This window comes from Verminephrobacter aporrectodeae subsp. tuberculatae, from assembly GCF_026127385.1.
In the GTDB taxonomy this organism is placed as follows: domain Bacteria; phylum Pseudomonadota; class Gammaproteobacteria; order Burkholderiales; family Burkholderiaceae_C; genus Acidovorax; species Acidovorax aporrectodeae.
Map to the genome: position 1 here is coordinate 25,711 of NZ_QZCX01000003.1, position 19,367 is coordinate 45,077.

Sequence of the window (19,367 nt, forward strand, 5' to 3'; positions counted from 1 at the left end):
TTCAGCGAACGCTGTCGAGCAGTTTGTTGACACGGGTTTCAGCGGCTTCCTGCACCTGCGCCACCGGCTTCTTGCTGAGCAGCATGTTGCCGATCTCCTGACCCAGGATGGTCTCGATGGCGCGCTGACGGGGGATGCTGCCGGGCATGCCGCGGCCGGTCGTGGCGATCTCGGTGATATTGCTTCGCATGGGCAGACTCTTGAACGCGGCACCTTCGATGACGGTGCGATTCGCCGGCAGGTGACCCGTGCGCGCCCATTCGCCGTTGTTCTCCCACAGGAACTTCATGAAGTGCAGCGCTGCCTTGCGCTGGGCCTCGTCCTTGGCGCCGCCCCGGAGCATGACCCAGGTGTGGCCTCCGGCAAACACGGCCTTCTTCGCGTAGAGCTGTGCGAACGGAACCACCGTGTAGCCCTTGTAGAGCGGAGACTCGACCTTCTCCGACTGGACGATGAAGTCGTCGATCTTCCAGGTGCCAACCACCACGACGCCGGCCTGCCCGTTGACGAAAGTCTGGTTTGCAGCGCCGTAGTCCAGGTTGGGTGCCACCAGGCCTTCGCTGTAGAGCTTGCGCATCAACTCGAGCACTTGTGTGGCTTCCTTGCTCTTCACGTTCAGGCGCGGCTTGCTGCCGGCGCTGAAGAGATCGGCATCCTGCTGGTAGAGCAGGGAGAGGAAACTGCGCACGTTGGCCGCGTCCGAGTTCGTTGCAGCCCATGCGAAGTAGGGCTTTCCGGTCGCTTGCCTGAACTGGCGCGCCTGCGCCAGGAGTTCTTCAGGCGAGGTCGGCAGCACGGGCGAGCCGTTGGTCCTGGTCAGGTCCGCCTTGTGCATCAGGTTCAGGTTGATGTGCCAGAGCCAGGACCATGTGTCGAAGGGCAGCGCATAGGTCTTGCCGCCGATCACCGTTCCCTTCTTCGCATGCTCGGTGAAGTCGCTCGTATGGATGCCGACCGATTGGAAGCCGTCGTCCAGGGGATCGACCAGCTTTCGTCCAACGTAATCGCCGAGCGACGAATCATGCATCACGGCCACGGTCGGCACGTCCCGCGCCACGATGCGGGCCGTGAGCTGGTCGTAGTAGGGGCCCCACTCGACGATCTGTGGCTTGACGACGATGTTCTCCTTGTTGGTCGCGTTGAAGTTGTTCACCAGCGTGGTGATGATTCCGCACTCGCCGCGGGCCGCCTTGAAGTCGGTCGATTTTCCGTAATCGGCCTCGCAAGAGCCAAAGAAGCGCGCCAAGGTGATCTCGACTTTTTGCTGCGCAAGGGTTGGCGCGGACAGGCCCGCGGCGAGCGCGATCCCGGCGGCTGTTTTTCTGAGGATGGAATGCATGGGCGGGTCTCCTGGTTGGAATGGTGGATTGCACTGGATGCGCCGTCATCGCATGGGCCTTCCAGCCACCGCAGCGACGATGTACTTCTGGAAAAACAGGTAGAGCACGAAGACGGGCAGACCTGCGAAGACGGCCTGCGACATCAGGTAGCCGATGCCCTCGGACTGGGCGAAGTTGGTCTGCGTGGACGCGAGACCGAGCGTGAGCGTGTACATCTGCGGCCGGGACGCCGAGATCAGCGGCCACAGATAGTCATTCCACGCGTGCAGGAACGTGAAGATGCCCAGCGTGGCCTGCGCCGGCAACGACAGCGGAAGGATCACGCGCAGGAAGATCTTCAGGCGCGAGGCGTTGTCCAGCATCGCTGCCTCCTCGATGTCGCGCGCAATGGCCTGGAAGTACTGCGTCATCAGGTACACGCCGAACGGCGTTGCCAGACGGGGCAGTACCAGCGCGGAGTACGTGTTGTGCAGGCCCAGGTCAGCGAAGATCGTGTGCAGCGGCACGATGATGGCCTGCTCGGGAACAGCCAGACCCGCCAGCACGACAAGGAACACGGCGTTCTTGCCAGGGAACTCGGTGCGCGCGAACCCGTAGCCAGCCAGCGAGGCGAGAACCAGCATGGCGAATGTCTGCACCCCGGCCACGATCATGCTGTTCAGCGTCCAGCGGAACACGGACGAGGTGCCGATGATGTCCGCGTAGTTCCTGAGCGTGAACGGGGGCGAAAACATCACGTCCGTGTGCACGGTCAGGAACTCGTTCGGCTTGAACGAGAGCGCGAATACCCAGATGAGTGGAGTGATCCAGAGAATCGCCAAAACGATGACCGCGCCAAGGATCATCCTGTTTCCCCACTGGGGACCCGCCGTGTTTTGCATGGATGCTCTCCGATTCACTGCGCTTCCTTGCGACGGGCCCAGACCTGCGCGGCCATGGCGATCAGCATGATCGCGAACAGCACCTGGGAGGCGGCAGCAGCGTAGCCGAGGGTCCAGTGCTGGAAGCCGGCCTCGTAGATGAACTGCACGATGGGTCGCGAACTGTCGTTGGGCCCGCCTTGCGTCATGAGGTGGGCTTGGCCGAACATCTGGAACTGCAGGATCACTTCGACGATGGCGACCAAGGCCACCGTGCGCCGGATCGCAGGCAGTGTGACGTGTCTGAGCGTGCGCCAGCGGCTGGCGCTGTCGAGGGCCGCGGCCTCGTAGACCTCGTGCGGGATCTGTTGCAGCGCGGCCAGGAACAGCATCATCGGCAAGCCAATGATCCACCACACGGTGACGACCACGATCATGGGCAGCGCCCACGTTTCGGACGTGAGCAGGGAAACGGAGGGCAGACCGAGCGCATGCGTCATGTTCGCCAGGAGCCCCTGATGCGGCATGAGCACGAGCTTCCAGACCAGCGTCACGATGGTCACGGACAGGACGGACGAACCGAAGAAGATGGCCCGCAGGGTTGCGGCAACCCGCCCGGGGCGGTTGAGCGCCAGAGCCAGCGCCAGGCCCAGGGCGACGAAAACGGGTGTGGACATGAGCACGAAGGCGAACGTGTTTCGCACAGCAGTACGAAATATGGCGTCGGCCCATAGTTCATGGTAGTTGCGCAAGCCAACGAACTCTGCGCTGTGCGACAGCATGTCGACTTCCTGCAGGCTGATCCAGAGCCCCTTGGCGAGTGGTACCACGAGAAGCAGTCCGTACACGACCAGAAAGGGAGCGATGAACAGTGCGTTGCTCCAGTGCGCGCCAGCGCGTGCGCCCGGGGAGCGGTGTCGCGTGGACGCAGCGGCCGCAGTGGCCGCAGTGGCCGCCGAGAGGGCTGTGGCGCTCATGCAGTGGGCTCCGGAAATCCCTCTCTGCCCTTATCCCCGTGGGGAGGGAAGGGATGCATCCATGGTGTCTTGGCGGCGTGGTGGGCCTTTCCGCTGTGGTCAAAGAGATGCGCCGCCGAAGCGTCCAGCCGCAACCCCACCACGTCACCTGCGGCGATATCGCTGTCGCGCGGTGCATGGGCGACGACCGTATCCCCCGACCTGAGCGCAATATGCGCGTGCGTCTGGTCGCCCAGTCGTTCGATCACCTCTGCTGTGCCGACGAGCGCGCCCGCGCTCTGCGGGTCGGCCAGCGAGAGGAACTCGGGGCGAACGCCCAGTTCCAGTTGGGCACTGTCTGGCAGGCCCGCTTCGGGGACCGTGGTCTGAACCAGCGTGCCGTCGGGCAAGCGCACTGCCGCGCGGCCTGCGGCACCTTGCCCGCGCGTGACCTCCAGGAAATTCATCGCGGGTGAGCCAATGAACGAGGCGACGAAGCGGGATGCCGGCTTGCGGTAGATCTCCATCGGCCTGCCGATCTGCTCGATGCTCCCCTGCTTCATCACGACGATGCGGGTGGCCAGAGTCATCGCCTCGACCTGATCGTGCGTGACGAACACCATGGTCGACTTCAGGCGCCGGTGCAGCCTGGCGATTTCCACGCGGGTGCGCGCGCGCAGCGCCGCGTCGAGGTTGGACAAGGGCTCATCAAACAGGAACGCTGCGGGTTCCTTCACCACCGCACGGCCGATGGCCACGCGTTGCCGCTGTCCGCCGGACATCTGCGCCGACTTGCGCTTGAGCAGTGGCTCGAGTTCCAGCATGCGCGCAGCCTCTTGCACGCGCCTGTGGATTTCGTTCGCGGGCATGCCCACGTTGCGGAGCCCGAACGCCATGTTGTCGTAGGCAGTCATGTGGGGGTAGAGGGCGTAGTGCTGGAACACCATGGCAACTTGGCGTTCGCCCGGAGGCAAGTCGGTCACTGTCCGCCCGCCGATGCGAATTTCACCGCCGGACACGGGCTCCAAGCCGGCGATCATCCGCAGGAGCGTGGACTTCCCGCAGCCCGATGGACCCAGAAATACAAGGAACTCCCCGGGATCGACCGTCAACGTGAGATCTTTGATGACATCGACGCCGCCGTAGCGCTTGTCGATTCCGGTGAGTTGGATGCCTGTCATATCGTTCTCCAGCCGTCGCTTGGCATGCGTTGGCTGGAGAAAATATAGTCATACTTAACCATGGAAACATCCGGATAAACCCCGCTGTACATGGTTTCTTGGACCGAATGTAGTATGACTACATGCCCGAGCGCCGTGTGGTCGTGTGTGGTCGTCTGTGCGCGCTTTCCCCCCGTGACTCAGCGCGGACGTGTCGAGGGGGCAGGGGCCGGATGCAATGGAAAACGGACGCTGGCGCAGGTTCCTCCGGCACGCGAGGCCAGCAAATCGAGAGTGCCTGCGGTGCCGTGCAGGGTGCTTAGCCGCTCGCGCACCTGCGCCAGGCCAAAGCCTTGGGTCGGGATCGGGGTGGGCAGGCCCGCGCCGCTGTCGTGGACCTCGATCAGCAGCCGCGGGCCGGGGCAGGTGCTGGCGCGCACGCTGACGTGGCCGCCCTCCACCCGGGGTTCGATGCCGTGGCGGATGGCGTTTTCCACCAGCGGTTGCAGCAGCAGGGGCGGCACGGGCGTGTCGCGCAGGGCCTCGGGCAGGTCCAGCGTGTAGCTCAGGCGCGACCCCATGCGCACGGCCATCAGTTCCAGATAGTCGTGCAGGCGCCCGAATTCGTTGGCCAGCGGATGCTCCGTACCGCGCGACGCGCCGAGCGTGGCGTGCAGGTAGGCGATCATGCGGTCGAGCATCTCCTGCGCGCGTGCCGGGTCGGTGTCGATGAGCACGCGCAGGTTGGCCAGCGTGTTGAACAGCATGTGCGGCTCCAACTGCGTCTCCAGCAGCCTGAGCCGCGCCTCGGTGGCCTGGGCGTGCGTCTCGGCCATCCTGGCCTGCATCCATGCGTTGCGGCCATTGTTGTAGAAGTAATAGATACCGGTGATGCTGGCCAGCAGCGAAATGCCGATGGAGATGCGCAACTGCGCGCGCGCCGCCACGTTCCACGTGGACCAGCCGCACCACCAGTCGGCCAACTGGACGCCGCCCAGATAGCCCAGGATGGTGCCCGCCACCGGCAGCAGGATGCCCGCAATGCCCGTGGGCCAACCCCGGCCTGCGCTCGACGGGAAGAGGTGGTGTCCGAAATAGATGAGCGCCCAGGTCAGCATGCCGATGGCCAGCGAGTAGCGCAAGGGGATGCCGTAGCCCATCTCGGGGCGGAACGCGTATTGGATGGCCGCGATGATCAGGCAGAAGGCGATGGTTTGCAGGAAGCGGCGCAGTGCGTTGAGCCAGTCGATGCCCATGGCGCTGCCGCGCGGGCCGCCGGCCTTGCGCAGCAGTCGGTCGATGGCGTCAGGTGTCATGGTGCCGAGTTTTCGGGAGGCTGGGAAGGGAGACGAACGGTGGCTCTTTCGCGGTTGCAGCCCGTCAACCAAGGCAGGGTTCGGGCGGCTTGGGCGCGTGCATCCATTCTCCCCCGCGTGTGCGCAATATGCGCGCGACGATGCACGAAATAAAACACGGGATGGGACACGCCGCAGCGCGGGAATCGGGTCGCAGTAGCATTGCTGGCGCTGTGCTCCGGGAGCCATCCGGATGGGGGCCAGCGCCAAACCAAAGGAGAAAAATAATGAATGATCGGTCACCGACGCAGCAGGCCACGCATTGGCTCACGGGTCTTGAGCGTGCCCTGGCGCAGGGCGATGTTGCGGCAGCCGTCGCGTTGTTTGATACCGACAGCTACTGGCGCGACCTGCTTGCGTTCACCTGGAACATCAAAACCTGCGAAGGCCCGGCCGCGATCGCCGACATGCTGGCTGCCGTACTCGATGGGCTGAAGCCATCGAATTGGCGCATCGAGGGCGAGGCCAGCCAGGACAATGGCATGACCGAGGCCTGGTTCACTTTCGAGACGGCGCTTGCCCGGGGGCGGGGCCTGCTGCGCCTGCGGGGCGATAAATGCTGAACCCTGCTCACGACGATGACTGAACTCAAGGGCCTGGAGGAGCGCAAGGGCCCGACGCGGTCGATGGGCACCACGCATGGCGTCGTCCCCGGGCGCAAGAACTGGATCGAGCGCAGGACCGAGGAAGAGGCCGCGCTGGGTGACAGCAAGCAGCCCTATTGCCTGATCATCGGTGGCGGTCAGTGCGGCATTGCGCTGGCTGCCCGGTTGCGGCGCCTGGACGTTCCGACCATCGTCGTCGAGAAGCACGCCCGCGCCGGCGATAAGCGGCGTCACCGTGGCGCAGATCAGGGAGCACTCCGTGCGCCTGAGCGATGGCGATGAGTTGCCGGCGGACCTCATCGTCTATGCCACCGGTTACGGATCAATGAATGAGTGGGCTGCCCAATTGATCTCCAGGGAAGTCGCCGACAGGGTCGGCAAATGCTGGGGCCTTGGCTCCGGCACCACCAAGGACCCCGGCCCCTGGGAGGGGGAACTGCGCAATATGTGGAAACCGACCCGGCAACCGGGTCTGTGGTTCCATGGCGGCAACCTGCATATGTCGCGCCATTGTTCGCAGTTCCTGGCGCTGCAATTGCAGGCCCGCATGCACGGTATCCCGACGCCGGTCTACGGCATGGGCGAGGTGCACCACCTCAGTTAGTGTCCTGCCCTGCGAATAGCGGCACATGAAACTGCGCCTTTCGCGCCATGGCGGCGTTGCAAATCCTCGCGATACCTCCGGGTATCGCTGCGGTTTGCGCCTTGCCATGACGCGAAATGCATCCGTTTCATTTTGTGCCGCTATTCGCAGGGCAGAACACTAGCCTGCATGGTCGAGGTTATTTCCGCGCAAAGAAAACCGCGACGCCCCGGGTTTCGTCGGCGTTCGTCGCGGTAATGGTCAGGCGGTTCTTTTCCGGATTCACCGTGGCGATTCCGCTGAACGCGGTGTTCACGGTGGCCGCACCCTCCGGGCAGCTTTCGCTGAACTGTGCCTTGTAGGCGTCGGTGTCGGCCATGGCGGCCAGGCTGCCCGTGTACTGGCAGCCGGTGGTCGAGTTGCCCGTCACCTCGCCCGCGGCGGCCACCGTCCATTGGGTCGTCTGGCTGTTGCTGCCCAGGGTCGTGCTCCAGTTGCCCGCCACGTCCGCCTGCACGGCGGGGTTGGCCACGGTTTCGCTTTGGTCGAGCACCAGGGGGGTGGGGTTCACGCCCGTGAAGGACAGGCGCTTGGGAGTGGCCGTCAGATCCGGCGTGGCCGTGGCCATCGTCGGCTGGCCCACGGCGTTGTCCGGGCTCAGCGCGTAGGATTTTCCGTTTGCCTGGCGGTCGTTGCGCACCAGCAGTTTCACGAGCCGGCTGCCGTCCTTGGCGAGGATCCAGGCGTCGGCACTGCCCGTGGCGTCGGGCATGATGACCGCCGTCATGGCCACAGTCGCGCCATCGGGCGTGACCCAGCGCCCTTTGAGTTGGGCCGGGTCGATGGCGTTGACGGGGTCGATCGCGTCCTCGTTCTCGTCCTCATCCCAGTCGCCGCCGCCGCAGGCGGTCAGCAGGGCCGAGATTACCAAGACGGCCAAGGCTGCGAAAAAGAGGGGACGGATTCGGGAGTGAACCAGGAGATCTGCCGGGGGTTGCGTCCTGGTTCGGGTTTGCATGGGTGGTTGCATCATTGTTGTTTCTTGTTTCTATCGGGTCTTGGAGGGGGCAGGGGGTTTCTCGTGCGCTGTGGCTGCGCGGCTGGTCGGAAGCAGATTGCGTGCTGCCCCGTGCATTGGCACGGCGGACTGCGGCATGTGCACTGCAGTTGCGGAGGGCGGCTGCCGTACTTCGGGAATGTTGCCCGGTCTGCCTCTCATCCCCTATTGAGGCGGTTCAGGTCTTCCAGCCGATTGCTGCCAGCTTGTGGCGGATTGGGTTCCTAACAGATAAGAGATTGCTTGTCACTAGAACTTATCAGGCTAGGAATTCTACCGGAATGGGAATAGGGGTTGGACAAACGGATGGACAAACGGGCAGACGCCCTGCTGGTTGCGCCGGGGACTCGACGATCCGGTGGTCCCCGCGCCCCAAGATTACGGGACGGCGCGCAGTGCCTCGGACGCGGCCATGCGCTCGAGTTGCGCGCACACGTCGGCCATTCGGCCCGCAATGAGGAAGCGGCCCGTACCAGAGTCGGAAACATGTTGCAGCACCCTGGCCGGACGGGGGGCGGTTTTGTCCGCCGTCAACGGCGCAGGAAAGGCGGCGTTGCGGCTGTCGCCCATGCTGCCGGGTGCGGGGGAGCGGTGGTTTCCATGTGGTTGCGCGGATTCTGCCGCTCGGGCCATGGCCGCAGCACCGTTCCGGGTGCTCGTCGGCCTTTCGGGATGCGTGGGATGCGTGGGGCACACGAACTGGCGCCTCGAGCGGGAAAAAAGATTTTGCAGAACGGAAAGGGGGAATAGGGCAATTTCCATGGGAAAACTCCAAGGGCCGGGGAAGAAGGAAGGAAGGGCGCTTGCGCGTTGGCAGCATCGGGTTCACATCAGCATGGTGTTGCGGATGAGCCCGACGGCAAGGCCCTCGATTTCAAAAGGCTCGCCGGGCTGGACCACGATGACCGGGTAATCGGGGTTTTCGGGCAGCAACTCGATGGCGGTGGCGGTGCGGCGCAGGCGCTTGACGGTGACGTCGTCCCCCAGGCGGGCCACGACGATTTGGCCGTTGCGCGCCTCGCGCGTGGCTTGTACGGCGAGCAGGTCGCCGTCCATGATTCCGGCGTCACGCATGGACATTCCGCGCACTTTCAGCAGGTAGTCCGGTTTGCGCTGGAAGAGGCCGTTTTCCACGCTGTAGGTCTGTTCGACGTGCTCCTGCGCGAGAATCGGCGAGCCTGCTGCGACGCGCCCGATCAGGGGCAGGCTGAGTTGCGCCAAACCGGGAATGGGCAGTTTGAATGGGCTGCCACGCGCTGCGTTGATGGCGTTCAGCGCGTCGCTGTGCAGGCGGATACCGCGCGACGTGCCACTGCGCAGTTCGATCACGCCTTTGCGGGCCAGGGCCTGCAGGTGCTCTTCTGCGGCGTTGGCCGATTTGAACCCCAATGCGGTGGCAATTTCTGCGCGGGTGGGTGGGGCACCGGTGTGCGCAATGGCGGTCTGGATGAGTTCCAGAATCTGTTGCTGGCGGGCGGTGAGTTTCGGGTGCTCGTGCATGCTGCTCTCCAATGGGGTGGTTGCAGGAGTGAAAAAACTGGAATTTCATCCAGTTACTGTATTTTTCATCAGTTTTTCGGGGTATGCAAGTGGGCGCGCAAAAAATTGTGGTTTTGGGCACCGGGGGAACGATTGCGGGGACTTCGGCGCGGCTCGGGGACAACCTGGACTACATCGCAGCCCAGTGCGGGGTGGAGCAGCTGCTTGCGGCGGTTCCCGCTTTGCAAACGTTCGCCGCGGGCACGCTGGTGGCAGAGCAGGTGGCCCAGATCGACAGCAAGGACATGGACTGCGACGTGTGGTGTGCGCTCGCCCTGCGCTGCGCGCAGCATTTGCAGGACCCCGCAGTGCGGGGCCTGGTCATTACCCATGGCACCGATACGCTGGAAGAGACCGCGTGGTTTCTGCACGCCGTGCTCGATGCACGCAAGCCGGTGGTGCTGACCTGCGCCATGCGCCCGGCAAACGCGCTCACGCCCGATGGCCCCCAGAACCTGCTCGACGCCGTTGCCGTGGTGCAGGCCCCCGGTGCAAGCGGGGTGCTGGCCGTTGCCGCGGGCCAGTTGCATGGCGCGCAGCAGGTGCAAAAAGTGCATCCGTACCGGGCCCATGCATTCAGTTCGGGGGACGCAGGCCCCCTGGGCTGGATTGAGGAGGGTCGGGTGCGCCTGGCGCAGGCCTGGCCGCCGGCGCCAGAAAACAAATCCCGCGAGGTGCTTGAAAAATTGGCCCATGCCACGCGCTGGCCCTGGGTCGAAGTGGTCCTCAGCCATGCGGGGGCCTGCGGCATGGTGGTGGATGCGCTGGTGCGCGAGGGGGTGCAGGGCCTGGTGGTCGCGGGGACCGGCAATGGGTCCGTGCACCATGCCCTGGAGGCGGCCCTGCTGCGTGCGCAGAGCGCGGGGGTCCGGGTGCTGCGCGCCACGCGCTGTCCCGAAGGGCAGGTGCTTGCCCGACCCGGCGATTTGCTGCCCGCGTCCCGCGGCCTGTCCCCGGTGAAGGCGCGTGTTGCCCTGATGCTCGATCTGCTGTGAGCGCCGGCGGTCCCGGTAGATCAGCGCTCCGGGTTGGTTCGGCGAAACAGCAGGAGATAGTCGTTTTTGTCGGTGGGGCGGGAGATGCTGGCCTGGAACTCCCACTGCGCGGCGTCGGGCATGTACGCGGAGAGCGGCCACGCCGTGCCGTCCGTGAGCAGCCACTGGCACGCGCCCTGCGGGTCCGTGCGCTGCAGCGACAGCCGGCCGTGGTATTGCAGCGCCGCGACCTGCGCCCGGTTCAGGCGCAGCGTCTGGATGCATCCCGGCGCCGGACCCAGCGCCGCGACGACGCTGCGCACCTGCGGGCCATAGCTGCGCGCATAGTTCAGCAGGGGCAGCCACAGGGTCATGAGCAGCAGCCAGCCCAGCGTGGCGCCGCTCGCGGGCAGCACCAGGCTTTTCCAGATGGGGACCCGGTCGCGCGCCGCGCGCCACCAGACCAGGCCGCACCAACCCAGGCTCGCGGCCAGGGCCACGAGCAGAGCCAGTGCCGAGAACTGCGGCACGAAGCCGGGCGCCAGCTTGGCCACGTTGGCCGCGGGTTTGGCGGGAAATCCGGTCTGCAGGGCAATCCAGATGACCCAGATTGCCAGCGCCGAGGTGCTGAAGAACAGCAGGGTGAACCAGTCGATCAGCGCCGCCACGCTGCGGCGCAGCGTCGGCAGTGCAAAGGCGGCCAGCGCGGCCATGGCCGGCAGGCCCGGCAGCAGGGCCCGGTCCGCGGGTCGGGTGCCGAGGGTGGCGGCGATGGACAGGCCCAGGAAGCACAGCGGCAGCAGCAGATGCCGGTGGCCCTGGCGGCTGAAGATCTGCTTGCGCCAGCGCCACATGGTCCACAGCGCCAGCGGCCATGCGGGCCAGCCGAACCACAGCAGCAAGCGCGCAAGGCTCTGCCAGTCCCTGAGCACGGAATCCAGGCCCACGATCCGCCAGCGCCACAGGTCCAGGCTCCAGGCCATCAGCGCCGCGGCCAGCGTGCTGGCCGCCAGCGCTGCGCCCCACCAGGACCGGCGGCGGTCCGTTGCGCTGCAGGATCCGGATGCATGGAACAGCAGCACCAGGCTCCCCGTACCCAGCAGCACCGCGAGCGCGGGCGCTCCGGCCAGTGTCAGCCCGGCCATGCCCAGGACCAGGGCCACGGTGCACGCCACGGGACGGTACGGCATGGCGGCCACGGCAAAGAAGAGCAGCGCCGTGCAACTGAGCTGGACCAAGTGGCCCGTGACTTCGTGCGACAGCTGCGCCAGGCCCAGGCAGGCGATCAACGCGAGCAGCGCGCCATCCGCGATGGCGCGGGCATAGTCGGTCGGACTCGCTTCCCCCCCGAACGCAAAGGCCACGGGCTGAGCCCCCGGGCTGCGTGCAAGGTAATGCACACCGTACCAAGTGGCCGCCAGCGTCATGAGCAGCAAGGCGGCAAACGGGACGCGCACGGCGAATTCGGCGGACATCCACGGCGGCGCAATGCGGATCGCCCACGCGCCCAGCCAGTAGGCAAGCAGCCCCTCGGTTTCGGGGGGCATGCCGCCCAGCAGGGGGCTGAGCCATGGGGTGTGCCCCCGGGCCAGTTCCAGCATGTAGCCGAAGGCCGTGATGTCGGCGCTCTTCCACGGATCGCGTCCCACGGAGCCCGGCACCACGTAGGCGATGCACAACAGCGTCAGCGCCCAGCGCGGCAGGGGGCTGACCGCATTCTGGGTCACGATGGCGGGGGTCGGTGGATGCACGCGCCAAGAATAAGGGATAAGGGCCGCCTGGAAACGGCGCCCGATCCGTGCAGAACCGGCCTTGCCGGGCCGCTATTGCTGCGTTCTCCCTGGGGGGAAGGCGCGAAGCAGGCTCAAAGGGAGGGCATTTTGGACTGGAGCGCCCGCGCATGGACCGCCTGCGCCGGGAGTTCCCGGAGCAGGTGGTCGCTCCAGACTTGGCGCCAGAGGCGCGCGCCCGGCAGGCCGTGGCGCAGGCCCAGCATGTGGCGCGCGATGTGCGGCCAGGGCGTGCCGTGCCGGGCCGCTTCGCGCTCCATGTACTGCAACATTGCAAGCTCCACCTCGTCGCGGGTCAGCGGGCAGGGTTCGCCCCCGTGGTACAGCGCGTCCCAGCGGGCCAGCCACCAGGGGTTGTGGTAGGCCGCGCGGCCGACCATCACGCCGTCGAGCGCGCGCAGCTGCTCTTGCACCAGCGCATCGCTGTCCATGCCGCCGTTGATGGCCAGGGTGATGCCGGGGAAGTCGGCCCTGAGCCGGTGCACCACCGCGTAGCGCAGGGGCGGGACGTCGCGGTTCTCCTTCGGACTCAGGCCCTGCAGCCAGGCATTGCGCGCGTGCACGATGAACACGTTGCAGCCCGCGTCGGCGAGCGTGCCCACGAAGTCGCGCACAAAGCCGTAGTCCTCCTGCCGGTCCACGCCGATGCGGTGCTTCACCGTCACCGGCACGTCAACCTGGTCCTGCATGGCCCTTATGCAGTCCGCGACCCGCTGCGGGGCCTTCATCAGGCTGGCGCCGAACGCACCGCGCTGCACGCGCTCGCTGGGGCAGCCGCAGTTGAGGTTGATTTCGTCGTAGCCCCATTGGGCGCCGAGACGCGCAGCCCGGGCCAGGTCGGCGGGGTCGCTGCCGCCCAGTTGCAGGGCCACGGGGTGTTCTTCGGCATGAAAGCGCAGATGCCGTTCGGTGCCCCCATGGATGACGGCGCCCGCGTGCAGCATTTCGGTGTACAGCCGGGTCCGGCGGGTCAGCAGCCGGTGAAAGTAGCGGCAGTGGCGGTCGGTCCAGTCCATCATGGGGGCGACGGACATGCGCCAGGGATTCGGGGTGGATGGCACGGGGAGAAAACCAAAAGCAGGGGAGGGCGCCCCTGTCAGCAGGGCTGCGGCGGGGCCATTGTCCCACCGCCGGAGTCCCACCAGTCCCGGCCCCGGCGCCCGTCACGCGGGCCGGGCGCTGGAGCGCGCCGCCACCCGCGCGCCGACCAGCGCAGCCGATGCCACGCCCAGCGCCAGCGCGCCGGCCGCGCCATGGAAGATGCCCGCGGCCAGGCCCCGATCGAGCAGGGCGCCAAAGGTCGGAGCGGCCAGGCAAAAGCCCAGGTCGAGCCCCGAATACACGGTGCCGTACACGCGGCCCGTGGCGCCCGCGGGGGCTGCGCGCTTGATCAGCATGTCCCGCGAGGGGCCTGCCAGCCCCGTTCCCAGCCCCGCCACCGAGGCCAGCAGCAGCGCCGCCAGGCCCGGAAAAAAGCCCATTCCCACGAGCATCAGCCCCGCTGCCGAGCCCAGCAGGCTGAGCGCGATGGTCTTCTCCAGCCGCTGCACGCGACCCACGAGAAAGCCCCCCGCGAGCATCCCCGCAGCGCCGCACAGCATGTAGCCCGTCACCACCATGGCTGCCACGCCGGGCTGCAACCCATACAGGGACTGCAACGCGGGGCCGGAGAAACTCTGGATCGCGCCCAGGGAGCAGGTGCTCCAGAAAAAGAACGAGAAGCACAGCCACACCGAAGGCAGCCGGAGAAACGCCAGCGGATGCTCCGGCGCCGCCGCGCTGCTGCCGGCCCCGGCCAGCTGCGACCCGGCGCCCCGGCGGTCGTCGAGCGCCCCGCGGTTGTACAGCACGGTGGCCAGCACGGCCAGGGCCAGCAGGGCGGCGCACAGGCAGGCGCTGCGCCACGATCCCGTGGCCGTGGCGATTCCGGCCATGAACACGGGCGCCAGCGCCCAGCCCAGGTTGCCGCTGATGCCGTGCACCGAAAAGCCGTGCCCCAGGCGCAGCGGTGATACGCGCTTGTTCAGGATGGTGAAGTCCACCGGATGGAACGGGGCGTTTCCCAGACCGGCCAGCGCGGCTGCGAGCAGCAGGCCCGCGTAGCCGGGCGCCGCAGCCGCCGCCAGGGCCGCGGCCGCAAAGACCGACAGCGCGCAGTACAGCACGGGCGTTGCGCCCACGCGGTCGACCACAAAGCCCGAAAGGGCCTGACCGACCCCCGAGACGATGAAGAACACCGAAACCAGCAGGCCCAGTTCGGAGTAGCTCAGGCCGAAGTCCCGGATCAGCCACGGGAACAGCGGGGGCAGCAGCATATGAAAGAAGTGCGAGCAGCCGTGGGCCAGACCGACGAGGCCGATGGTGCGGGCGTCCTGGCGCAGGGGAGTCGGCTGGACGCTGTCGGTGGACGGGGGGTGGGTCATGGCGGTGATCTCAGAACGTGTCCAGGGTCTCTTGGGAAGCCTGCCGGCGCTGCAGTGGACTGCACAGTCCGGCCCGCGGTGCGCGCGCCCATTGCTCGGTCCAGGCCCATAGCTGCTGCACGCCGTCGGTGCTCGCAGCAGGTTGTTGGAGGCCGTGGTCCGCGCCGTCCAGCCGGTGCGCGCACAGAGCCGCCGGGCGCCGCGCGGCACGCTGTGCGAAGCGCTCGTAGGCAGCGGCGGGCACCCGGGAATCGTCTGCGCCCCAGACTTGCAGCACGGGCCAGGGGCCGTCGGTCAAAGGCTGCGCCACCGGCCAATGCCACAGGTCGCGCCAGTAGCCCAGGCTGCGCCCCTGGATCAGCGCGTCGTCCGGCAGCGCAGTGGCCCGCGCCCTGCCCAGGGCCTGCCACTCGGCCTCCCGCCCCAGGCGGCGGGCCTGCAGCGCCCCACTCTCCTGCGGGTCCAGCCCGCTGGAGGACAGCAGGATCAGCCCCGCCAGATGCGGCACCTCGGGCGCCAGCGCGGGCAGCAACTCGGCGCCCTCGGAAATGCCGACGAGCAGTTGCGGCAGGGCGGGCTGCCCCTGGCGTTGCCGGGCGTCGGCACGCAGGGCTGCGCGGGCATGCGCCAGCCAGGCGGACAGGCGGTCCTGGCGCAGGAAATCGTGCGGGCAGTCGGCAGGCGCCGTGCGCGCCTCGGGCGCGACCCCGGGTTTGTGCAGCAGCAGCACCTGCGCGTGCAGCAGCCCGGCAAAGTAGCGCTCGGCAAAGGCCCCCATGCCCGCGCAACCCGACCCCGGCAGCACGATGACGCGGTAGCGCAGGGGCGCGACCCGTTCCTTGCGCTGGAGTGCGGGCAGGAGGGCCGCGCCGTCACCGGGCAGCGGGTGCGCAAGAAAGGCGTTGGGGGATGCTGCGGCGGGCGCCGGCGCCGGCGAGGCCGCGCAGCCCCCCAGCAAAGCGGTCGGCAGCAGCACCAGCCAGAACCAGCAGGACCGCATGCAACACGGCTTGGCTATTTGAGGATCAGGACCTGCTCGGGCGCTTGGGGTGGCGGGGCCGATTCGACCGGTTGGGGCATGGGCTGGCCGGCCTGCGGGGGCACTGCGGGCGGCGGGCGCAGGCCGCGTGCCAGGTGGGCGTCGGTGTAGCCGAGTTGCGTGGCCAGCTGCTGGTAGACGCTCTGCGCCAGCGAGAGCGAGGTTTCACGCATCACCTTGGCCCGGTTGGGCGGAGCAATATCGCCGCGGATCGACAGGATCTTGGTGTCGTTGCCCTCCCCCTGCGCCGAGAACGCGGCCTTGATCTCGTAGGTCTTGGTGTCGATCAGCGAGAAGTCGGCGAGCAATTGCAGGCCGTACTGGCGCGTGGCGCTGGAGCTGCCCTGCAGGGGCGAGAGCGCGTCGGTGAACTCGACGCTCGAGACCACGCCGAACAGCACATGGTCGGCGCCGTTGAATTCGCCCTTTTTGATGCGCGCGATCACGTCCGCGACCTGCGGCTGCGCCTGGGGTTGCGCCATCTTGCCGCCCTGCACTTGATTGAGTACCTGCTCGGCCTTGCTCGGCTGGGGCCGTCCGGCGTCAAAGCCCTTGCCCTGCACGAGGCGGAAATAGCTGCCCTGCAGGAGCGCGCCCTTGATGTCGTTGGTGTAGCCGCCGAGCTCGCGCTGCTCGATGTAGCTGTAGCGGCCGGCCACATAGGTGCCGCTGGCCTGCTCGGAGGCCTGCATGGAGTGGCTGCCGGTATGCGCGCCCGAGCCGCCCTGGGGGCCGTGGCTGTAGCTGCCGCTGTGGCTGCCACCCGCGCTCATCTGGCTGCTGTGCTGGTAGGTGCCGGCCACGAAGTATTCGGACACGCGCTGCGCGTAGGCCAGGTCGGTCACGGCGATCCGGGGCGCCGCGCCTGGCCGCGCCGGGGCGGCAACGCCCCAGGCCGGGGCGGTGAGGGTGAGCACGGCCAGGGCCGTGTGCAAAATGGTTCTGCGCTGCTGCATGGTGGTGGTTCCTGGGTAGCGCGCCGTTCAGCGCTTGCTGGTCTTGCGGATTTCTTTCTCGTCCTGCCATTCGACCGTGCCTTCCTGCACGTCGAACAGCTTGAGCGTGAACTTGTAGTACACGTCCTTGGTATTGCTGCTTTGCTTGACGATGCTGGAGAGCTCCCCCTCCATGCTGTACTTGGCCGCCGTCATCTGGCCTATCTTGGCGGTGCTACCCTGCTTGTACAGGCCGCTCTGGTTCTGGCGCTGCAACTCGTCGACTCCGGCCTGCATTTCGCTGATGGAGCGCACGAAGCGCACCTTGCCCGACTTGACCAGCGCCGTCTGGATCGAATTCATCACGTTGGTGGTGTCGATGTACTCGCTGGTCTTGTTTTTCACGGTGGAGATGGTCACCGTGGGGCGGCCCTGGAAGATGCCGGTTTCGAGCAGCCCGCCGGTCATCTTCTCGGCGATCAGTTGCAGGTCGGTGGAGCCGAATTCGTTGGTCACCAGCTCTACCGCCTTGGCGTCGCCGTAGTCCACCTGGCGGTCGAAGCGCACGGTCGGCGAGGACAGGTCCGTACTCTGGCAGGCCGCCAGGGCCAGGGTGATCGCCGCAAGGGCCAGGATGCGCGCGCTGCGCGCGGGGAGGGTTTTTTCTTGCATGGGTTTCGTCCTTCGTGCGCCGGTTTCAGCGCAACTCCACATTCATTTCAAGGCGCAGGTCGATTGCAGCGCTGGTGGGCGCCACGCTTTTGACGGTCTGCTGGCCCAGGCCGAGCACGCGCATCTGCTTCCATGCCTCGCCGTCGCCCACCGGGCCACCCAGGTTGTCCAGCCACTTGAAGCGGTAGAACACCGTGCGGTCGGTGCGGCCCACGTTGGACAGGTCGGCCTGCACCGTCAGGATGTCGTTCTTGCGCACGATGCGCATCTCGCGCACGGCAATGCCGTGGGCTTCGCCACGCAGATTGATCTTGGAGGCCACGGCCAGCGGCGTGGCCGGGTCGTGCTGCTGCGCGTGGGCGGCGCTGACCGGGGTCAGCAGGGCCGCGCATACCACGGCGGGTACGGCGGCGAGGGCAAGGCGGGGTCTCATGCAAAAGGCTCCTTGGGGATGGGAAACGATCGGAATGCTCCGATTCACGGGAGTTGGCGCGGCGCGGTGGCCGCGGGATTGGCCGCCGTGCGCGGGGGGCGCTTGCTGGCGCTGCGCGCAGGGGCGGCGGCAGCGGCAGGCGGCGGCGCAGTGGGCACTGCTGCAACGGGCGCCGGGGGCGGCGTTGCGGCAAGCGCGGCGGTGGGTAGTTGGCCGAGCGTGGCGACGTCGCCGATGAGCACGCTGTTTTCATACATGCGCAGCGGCACCAGCGCGTACTGGCCGTCGATCTTGATCGGCGTGGGCAGTTCGCGGCCATCGATGGAGACGCGGTGCTCGCCCGGCGGCAGGTAGCCGCGGGCCACGTACACGCGGCCGGGCAGCATGCGCCACATGCGGTCGTCGGCCTGCTCGGTGAGCGTGGATGCGGCGATGCCAAGCAGCCCCCCGATCAGGCCGCCTTGTTTCTGCAACTCGTTCTGCACCACGCCCTTGGCTATGGCACGGGTGACGTTACGCAGCACCATGCCGGGCATTTCGTCCTTGAGCACGCGGCGCGCCATCACGTTCAGGTCAACCACTTTTTCGAGTTTCAAATCGCTGCCGGCGGCCGACAAACGGGTCAGCAGCGGGTCGTGCGACGGCTCGATCACCGGGTAGGAAATGCTCGCCGTGATCATTCCGCTCCCGGTGGGAACGGGCAGCGTAAAGGCCCTGGACTTGCGCGCCGGAGCGTCGCCGGCCTCGATCACGAAGAGCACGTCGGTCATGCGCTGGCGGCGCTTCCAGGTGAAGCCCGTGCGCTCGTCGAGGCCGCGCAGACCCTCTTCGAGCACCCCGGTTTCGGGCTTGAGTTCGATGGCCTTGCGGTAGCCGGGGGCAGCCAGACCGGGCTCGTTGAGCACCTCGTACAGGAAGCCGGCCAGGTAGTGGCTGAGCGCGTTCTGGTAGCCGTTCCTGAGCGCCAGCACCTCCGGATCGTTGAGCGTTTGCACGGGGTAGCCGTTGATTTCCTTGCCGCCGGCTGTGGCGCCCTTGGACTTGGCCTCCTCTTCCGCAGCCAGGGTTTCCTTGGCGCGGAATTCGGCAATCACGGCCTCGCGCTCGTGTGTGCGCTTGACGTCCACGCGGGCGTTCTCAAAGTCGCCCACCGCGACGCGGTTGAGCGCCAGGCGCGTGGTCAGCCAGACCTTTTCGTAGTCCTGGCCCTCGTAGACCTTCAGGCGCTCGCTGATCAGCGTGGCGCCCACCATGCCCAGGAGCTTGCCGGGGTTGGTCTTGGCGGTGTCTTCCCATTCCTTGACCTTGTTGTCGGCAAGCAGGAAGGCCTGCGTGCTCTCGGGGTAGCGGCGGTCCATGCGCAGCAGTTCACCGCGCTCCATGTTGAACAGCAGCGCGGTCCTCTCCTCTTCGGTCTTGGCCGTGCTTTCGAGATGCGTCAGTGCCGCGGCAATACCGCCCGCGCGCCCGGCGCTTTGCACCTCGCTGGCCAGTTTGTCGTGGCTCTGCATGTTGGCGCAACCGGAGAGGATGGCGCTCAGCGCCAGCCCCCACAAAAGGCGCGCAGGGCGTGGACGAAAACGGGACTGGCTGTTGCTCATGAAGAAGGTTCCTTCCTGTCGGATTCTGCAAGCGATGCTGTTGGA

General features: G+C 66.9%; 19 protein-coding genes and 1 pseudogene. 4 read left to right on the forward strand and 16 right to left on the reverse strand.

What is annotated here, in order from left to right; genetic code table 11:
• Position 1: 1 nt before the first annotated feature.
• From D5041_RS15075 to D5041_RS15095, 5 genes are all read right to left on the reverse strand, one after another.
• Positions 2–1,339 (reverse strand): extracellular solute-binding protein, encoded by a 1,338-nt coding sequence (locus tag D5041_RS15075; RefSeq protein WP_265285110.1) that lies wholly within the window; start codon positions 1,337–1,339, stop codon positions 2–4.
• Between the two features lie 45 nt (positions 1,340–1,384).
• Entirely contained in the window at positions 1,385–2,221 is an 837-nt protein-coding gene (locus D5041_RS15080; RefSeq protein ID WP_029554104.1) for a carbohydrate ABC transporter permease, read from the reverse strand.
• A 14-nt stretch (positions 2,222–2,235) separates the two neighbouring features.
• On the reverse strand, positions 2,236–3,177 hold the full coding sequence (locus tag D5041_RS15085) for a carbohydrate ABC transporter permease (protein ID WP_265285111.1): 942 nt from the start codon (positions 3,175–3,177) through the stop codon (positions 2,236–2,238).
• A complete protein-coding gene (locus D5041_RS15090; protein WP_265285112.1) occupies positions 3,174–4,337 on the reverse strand; it encodes an ABC transporter ATP-binding protein in 1,164 nt (387 codons plus the stop codon). The genes D5041_RS15085 and D5041_RS15090 overlap by 4 nt, the downstream gene beginning before the upstream one ends.
• Before the next feature lie 179 nt (positions 4,338–4,516).
• Complete coding sequence (locus D5041_RS15095; protein WP_265285743.1) at positions 4,517–5,572, reverse strand: sensor histidine kinase; 1,056 nt, start codon at positions 5,570–5,572, stop codon at positions 4,517–4,519.
• A 326-nt stretch (positions 5,573–5,898) separates the two neighbouring features.
• Between D5041_RS15095 and D5041_RS22155 the strand changes: the two genes are divergently transcribed.
• The 3 genes and pseudogenes from D5041_RS22155 to D5041_RS22165 form a co-directional block, all read left to right on the forward strand.
• Positions 5,899–6,234, forward strand: a complete 336-nt coding sequence (locus tag D5041_RS22155) for a nuclear transport factor 2 family protein (protein ID WP_407702283.1) — start codon at positions 5,899–5,901, stop codon at positions 6,232–6,234.
• A gap of 63 nt (positions 6,235–6,297) precedes the next feature.
• Complete coding sequence (locus D5041_RS22160) at positions 6,298–6,558, forward strand: FAD-dependent monooxygenase (protein WP_407702321.1); 261 nt, start codon at positions 6,298–6,300, stop codon at positions 6,556–6,558.
• A pseudogene (locus D5041_RS22165) lies at positions 6,533–6,880 on the forward strand (NAD(P)/FAD-dependent oxidoreductase); the annotation flags it as partial. The gene D5041_RS22160 and the pseudogene D5041_RS22165, both read left to right, overlap by 26 nt.
• Positions 6,881–7,058: 178 nt before the next feature.
• On the opposite strand, the gene D5041_RS15105 reads toward D5041_RS22165, so the two are convergent.
• From D5041_RS15105 to lexA, 3 genes are all read right to left on the reverse strand, one after another.
• Positions 7,059–7,799, reverse strand: coding sequence for a hypothetical protein (locus D5041_RS15105; RefSeq protein WP_265285113.1), 741 nt, complete (start codon positions 7,797–7,799; stop codon positions 7,059–7,061).
• 495 nt (positions 7,800–8,294) lie between these two features.
• Positions 8,295–8,486 carry a hypothetical protein gene (locus D5041_RS15110; protein ID WP_010110163.1) on the reverse strand — a complete coding sequence of 64 codons (192 nt, stop codon included), beginning with the start codon at positions 8,484–8,486 and terminating at the stop codon, positions 8,295–8,297.
• Positions 8,487–8,741: 255 nt separating this feature from the next.
• The gene (lexA, locus tag D5041_RS15115; protein WP_010110164.1) at positions 8,742–9,416 is read right to left on the reverse strand and encodes a transcriptional repressor LexA; all 675 of its coding nucleotides are present in this window, start codon (positions 9,414–9,416) and stop codon (positions 8,742–8,744) included.
• 83 nt (positions 9,417–9,499) lie between these two features.
• On the opposite strand from lexA, the gene D5041_RS15120 reads away from it, so the two are divergent.
• The gene (locus D5041_RS15120) at positions 9,500–10,450 is read left to right on the forward strand and encodes an asparaginase (protein WP_265285114.1); all 951 of its coding nucleotides are present in this window, start codon (positions 9,500–9,502) and stop codon (positions 10,448–10,450) included.
• 20 nt (positions 10,451–10,470) lie between these two features.
• On the opposite strand, the gene D5041_RS15125 is transcribed toward D5041_RS15120, so the two are convergent.
• The 8 genes from D5041_RS15125 to D5041_RS15160 all read right to left on the reverse strand — a co-directional run bounded on the left by D5041_RS15125 (position 10,471) and on the right by D5041_RS15160 (position 19,322).
• Positions 10,471–12,180 (reverse strand): hypothetical protein, encoded by a 1,710-nt coding sequence (locus D5041_RS15125; protein WP_265285115.1) that lies wholly within the window; start codon positions 12,178–12,180, stop codon positions 10,471–10,473.
• A gap of 113 nt (positions 12,181–12,293) precedes the next feature.
• Entirely contained in the window at positions 12,294–13,280 is a 987-nt protein-coding gene (gene dusA / locus D5041_RS15130; RefSeq protein WP_265285116.1) for a tRNA dihydrouridine(20/20a) synthase DusA, read from the reverse strand.
• Positions 13,281–13,382: 102 nt separating this feature from the next.
• Positions 13,383–14,642: an MFS transporter gene (locus D5041_RS15135; protein WP_265285117.1), complete on the reverse strand. Its 1,260-nt coding sequence runs from the start codon at positions 14,640–14,642 to the stop codon at positions 13,383–13,385.
• Positions 14,643–14,652: 10 nt separating this feature from the next.
• Complete coding sequence (locus D5041_RS15140; RefSeq protein ID WP_010102151.1) at positions 14,653–15,642, reverse strand: hypothetical protein; 990 nt, start codon at positions 15,640–15,642, stop codon at positions 14,653–14,655.
• A gap of 14 nt (positions 15,643–15,656) precedes the next feature.
• Positions 15,657–16,637 (reverse strand): hypothetical protein, encoded by a 981-nt coding sequence (locus tag D5041_RS15145; protein WP_265285118.1) that lies wholly within the window; start codon positions 16,635–16,637, stop codon positions 15,657–15,659.
• 27 nt (positions 16,638–16,664) lie between these two features.
• Complete coding sequence (lpoB, locus tag D5041_RS15150; protein ID WP_265285119.1) at positions 16,665–17,288, reverse strand: penicillin-binding protein activator LpoB; 624 nt, start codon at positions 17,286–17,288, stop codon at positions 16,665–16,667.
• A gap of 25 nt (positions 17,289–17,313) precedes the next feature.
• Positions 17,314–17,721: a YcfL family putative periplasmic lipoprotein gene (locus D5041_RS15155; protein ID WP_265285120.1), complete on the reverse strand. Its 408-nt coding sequence runs from the start codon at positions 17,719–17,721 to the stop codon at positions 17,314–17,316.
• Between the two features lie 44 nt (positions 17,722–17,765).
• Entirely contained in the window at positions 17,766–19,322 is a 1,557-nt protein-coding gene (locus tag D5041_RS15160) for a COG3014 family protein (RefSeq protein ID WP_265285121.1), read from the reverse strand.
• Positions 19,323–19,367 lie beyond the last annotated feature (45 nt).

Bases quoted from the DNA above. Each gene is read 5' to 3' on its own strand.
- D5041_RS15075 (WP_265285110.1), bottom strand. From the start codon at position 1,339: ATGCATTCCATCCTCAGAAAAACAGCCGCCGGGATCGCGCTCGCCGCG.
- D5041_RS15080 (WP_029554104.1), bottom strand. From the start codon at position 2,221: ATGCAAAACACGGCGGGTCCCCAGTGGGGAAACAGGATGATCCTTGGC.
- D5041_RS15085 (WP_265285111.1), bottom strand. From the start codon at position 3,177: ATGAGCGCCACAGCCCTCTCGGCGGCCACTGCGGCCACTGCGGCCGCT.
- D5041_RS15090 (WP_265285112.1), bottom strand. From the start codon at position 4,337: ATGACAGGCATCCAACTCACCGGAATCGACAAGCGCTACGGCGGCGTC.
- D5041_RS15095 (WP_265285743.1), bottom strand. From the start codon at position 5,572: ATGGGCATCGACTGGCTCAACGCACTGCGCCGCTTCCTGCAAACCATC.
- D5041_RS22155 (WP_407702283.1), top strand. From the start codon at position 5,899: ATGAATGATCGGTCACCGACGCAGCAGGCCACGCATTGGCTCACGGGT.
- D5041_RS22160 (WP_407702321.1), top strand. From the start codon at position 6,298: ATGGGCACCACGCATGGCGTCGTCCCCGGGCGCAAGAACTGGATCGAG.
- D5041_RS15110 (WP_010110163.1), bottom strand. From the start codon at position 8,486: ATGGGCGACAGCCGCAACGCCGCCTTTCCTGCGCCGTTGACGGCGGAC.
- lexA (WP_010110164.1), bottom strand. From the start codon at position 9,416: ATGCACGAGCACCCGAAACTCACCGCCCGCCAGCAACAGATTCTGGAA.
- D5041_RS15120 (WP_265285114.1), top strand. From the start codon at position 9,500: ATGCAAGTGGGCGCGCAAAAAATTGTGGTTTTGGGCACCGGGGGAACG.
- D5041_RS15135 (WP_265285117.1), bottom strand. From the start codon at position 14,642: ATGACCCACCCCCCGTCCACCGACAGCGTCCAGCCGACTCCCCTGCGC.
- D5041_RS15140 (WP_010102151.1), bottom strand. From the start codon at position 15,642: ATGCGGTCCTGCTGGTTCTGGCTGGTGCTGCTGCCGACCGCTTTGCTG.
- D5041_RS15145 (WP_265285118.1), bottom strand. From the start codon at position 16,637: ATGCAGCAGCGCAGAACCATTTTGCACACGGCCCTGGCCGTGCTCACC.
- lpoB (WP_265285119.1), bottom strand. From the start codon at position 17,288: ATGCAAGAAAAAACCCTCCCCGCGCGCAGCGCGCGCATCCTGGCCCTT.
- D5041_RS15155 (WP_265285120.1), bottom strand. From the start codon at position 17,721: ATGAGACCCCGCCTTGCCCTCGCCGCCGTACCCGCCGTGGTATGCGCG.
- D5041_RS15160 (WP_265285121.1), bottom strand. From the start codon at position 19,322: ATGAGCAACAGCCAGTCCCGTTTTCGTCCACGCCCTGCGCGCCTTTTG.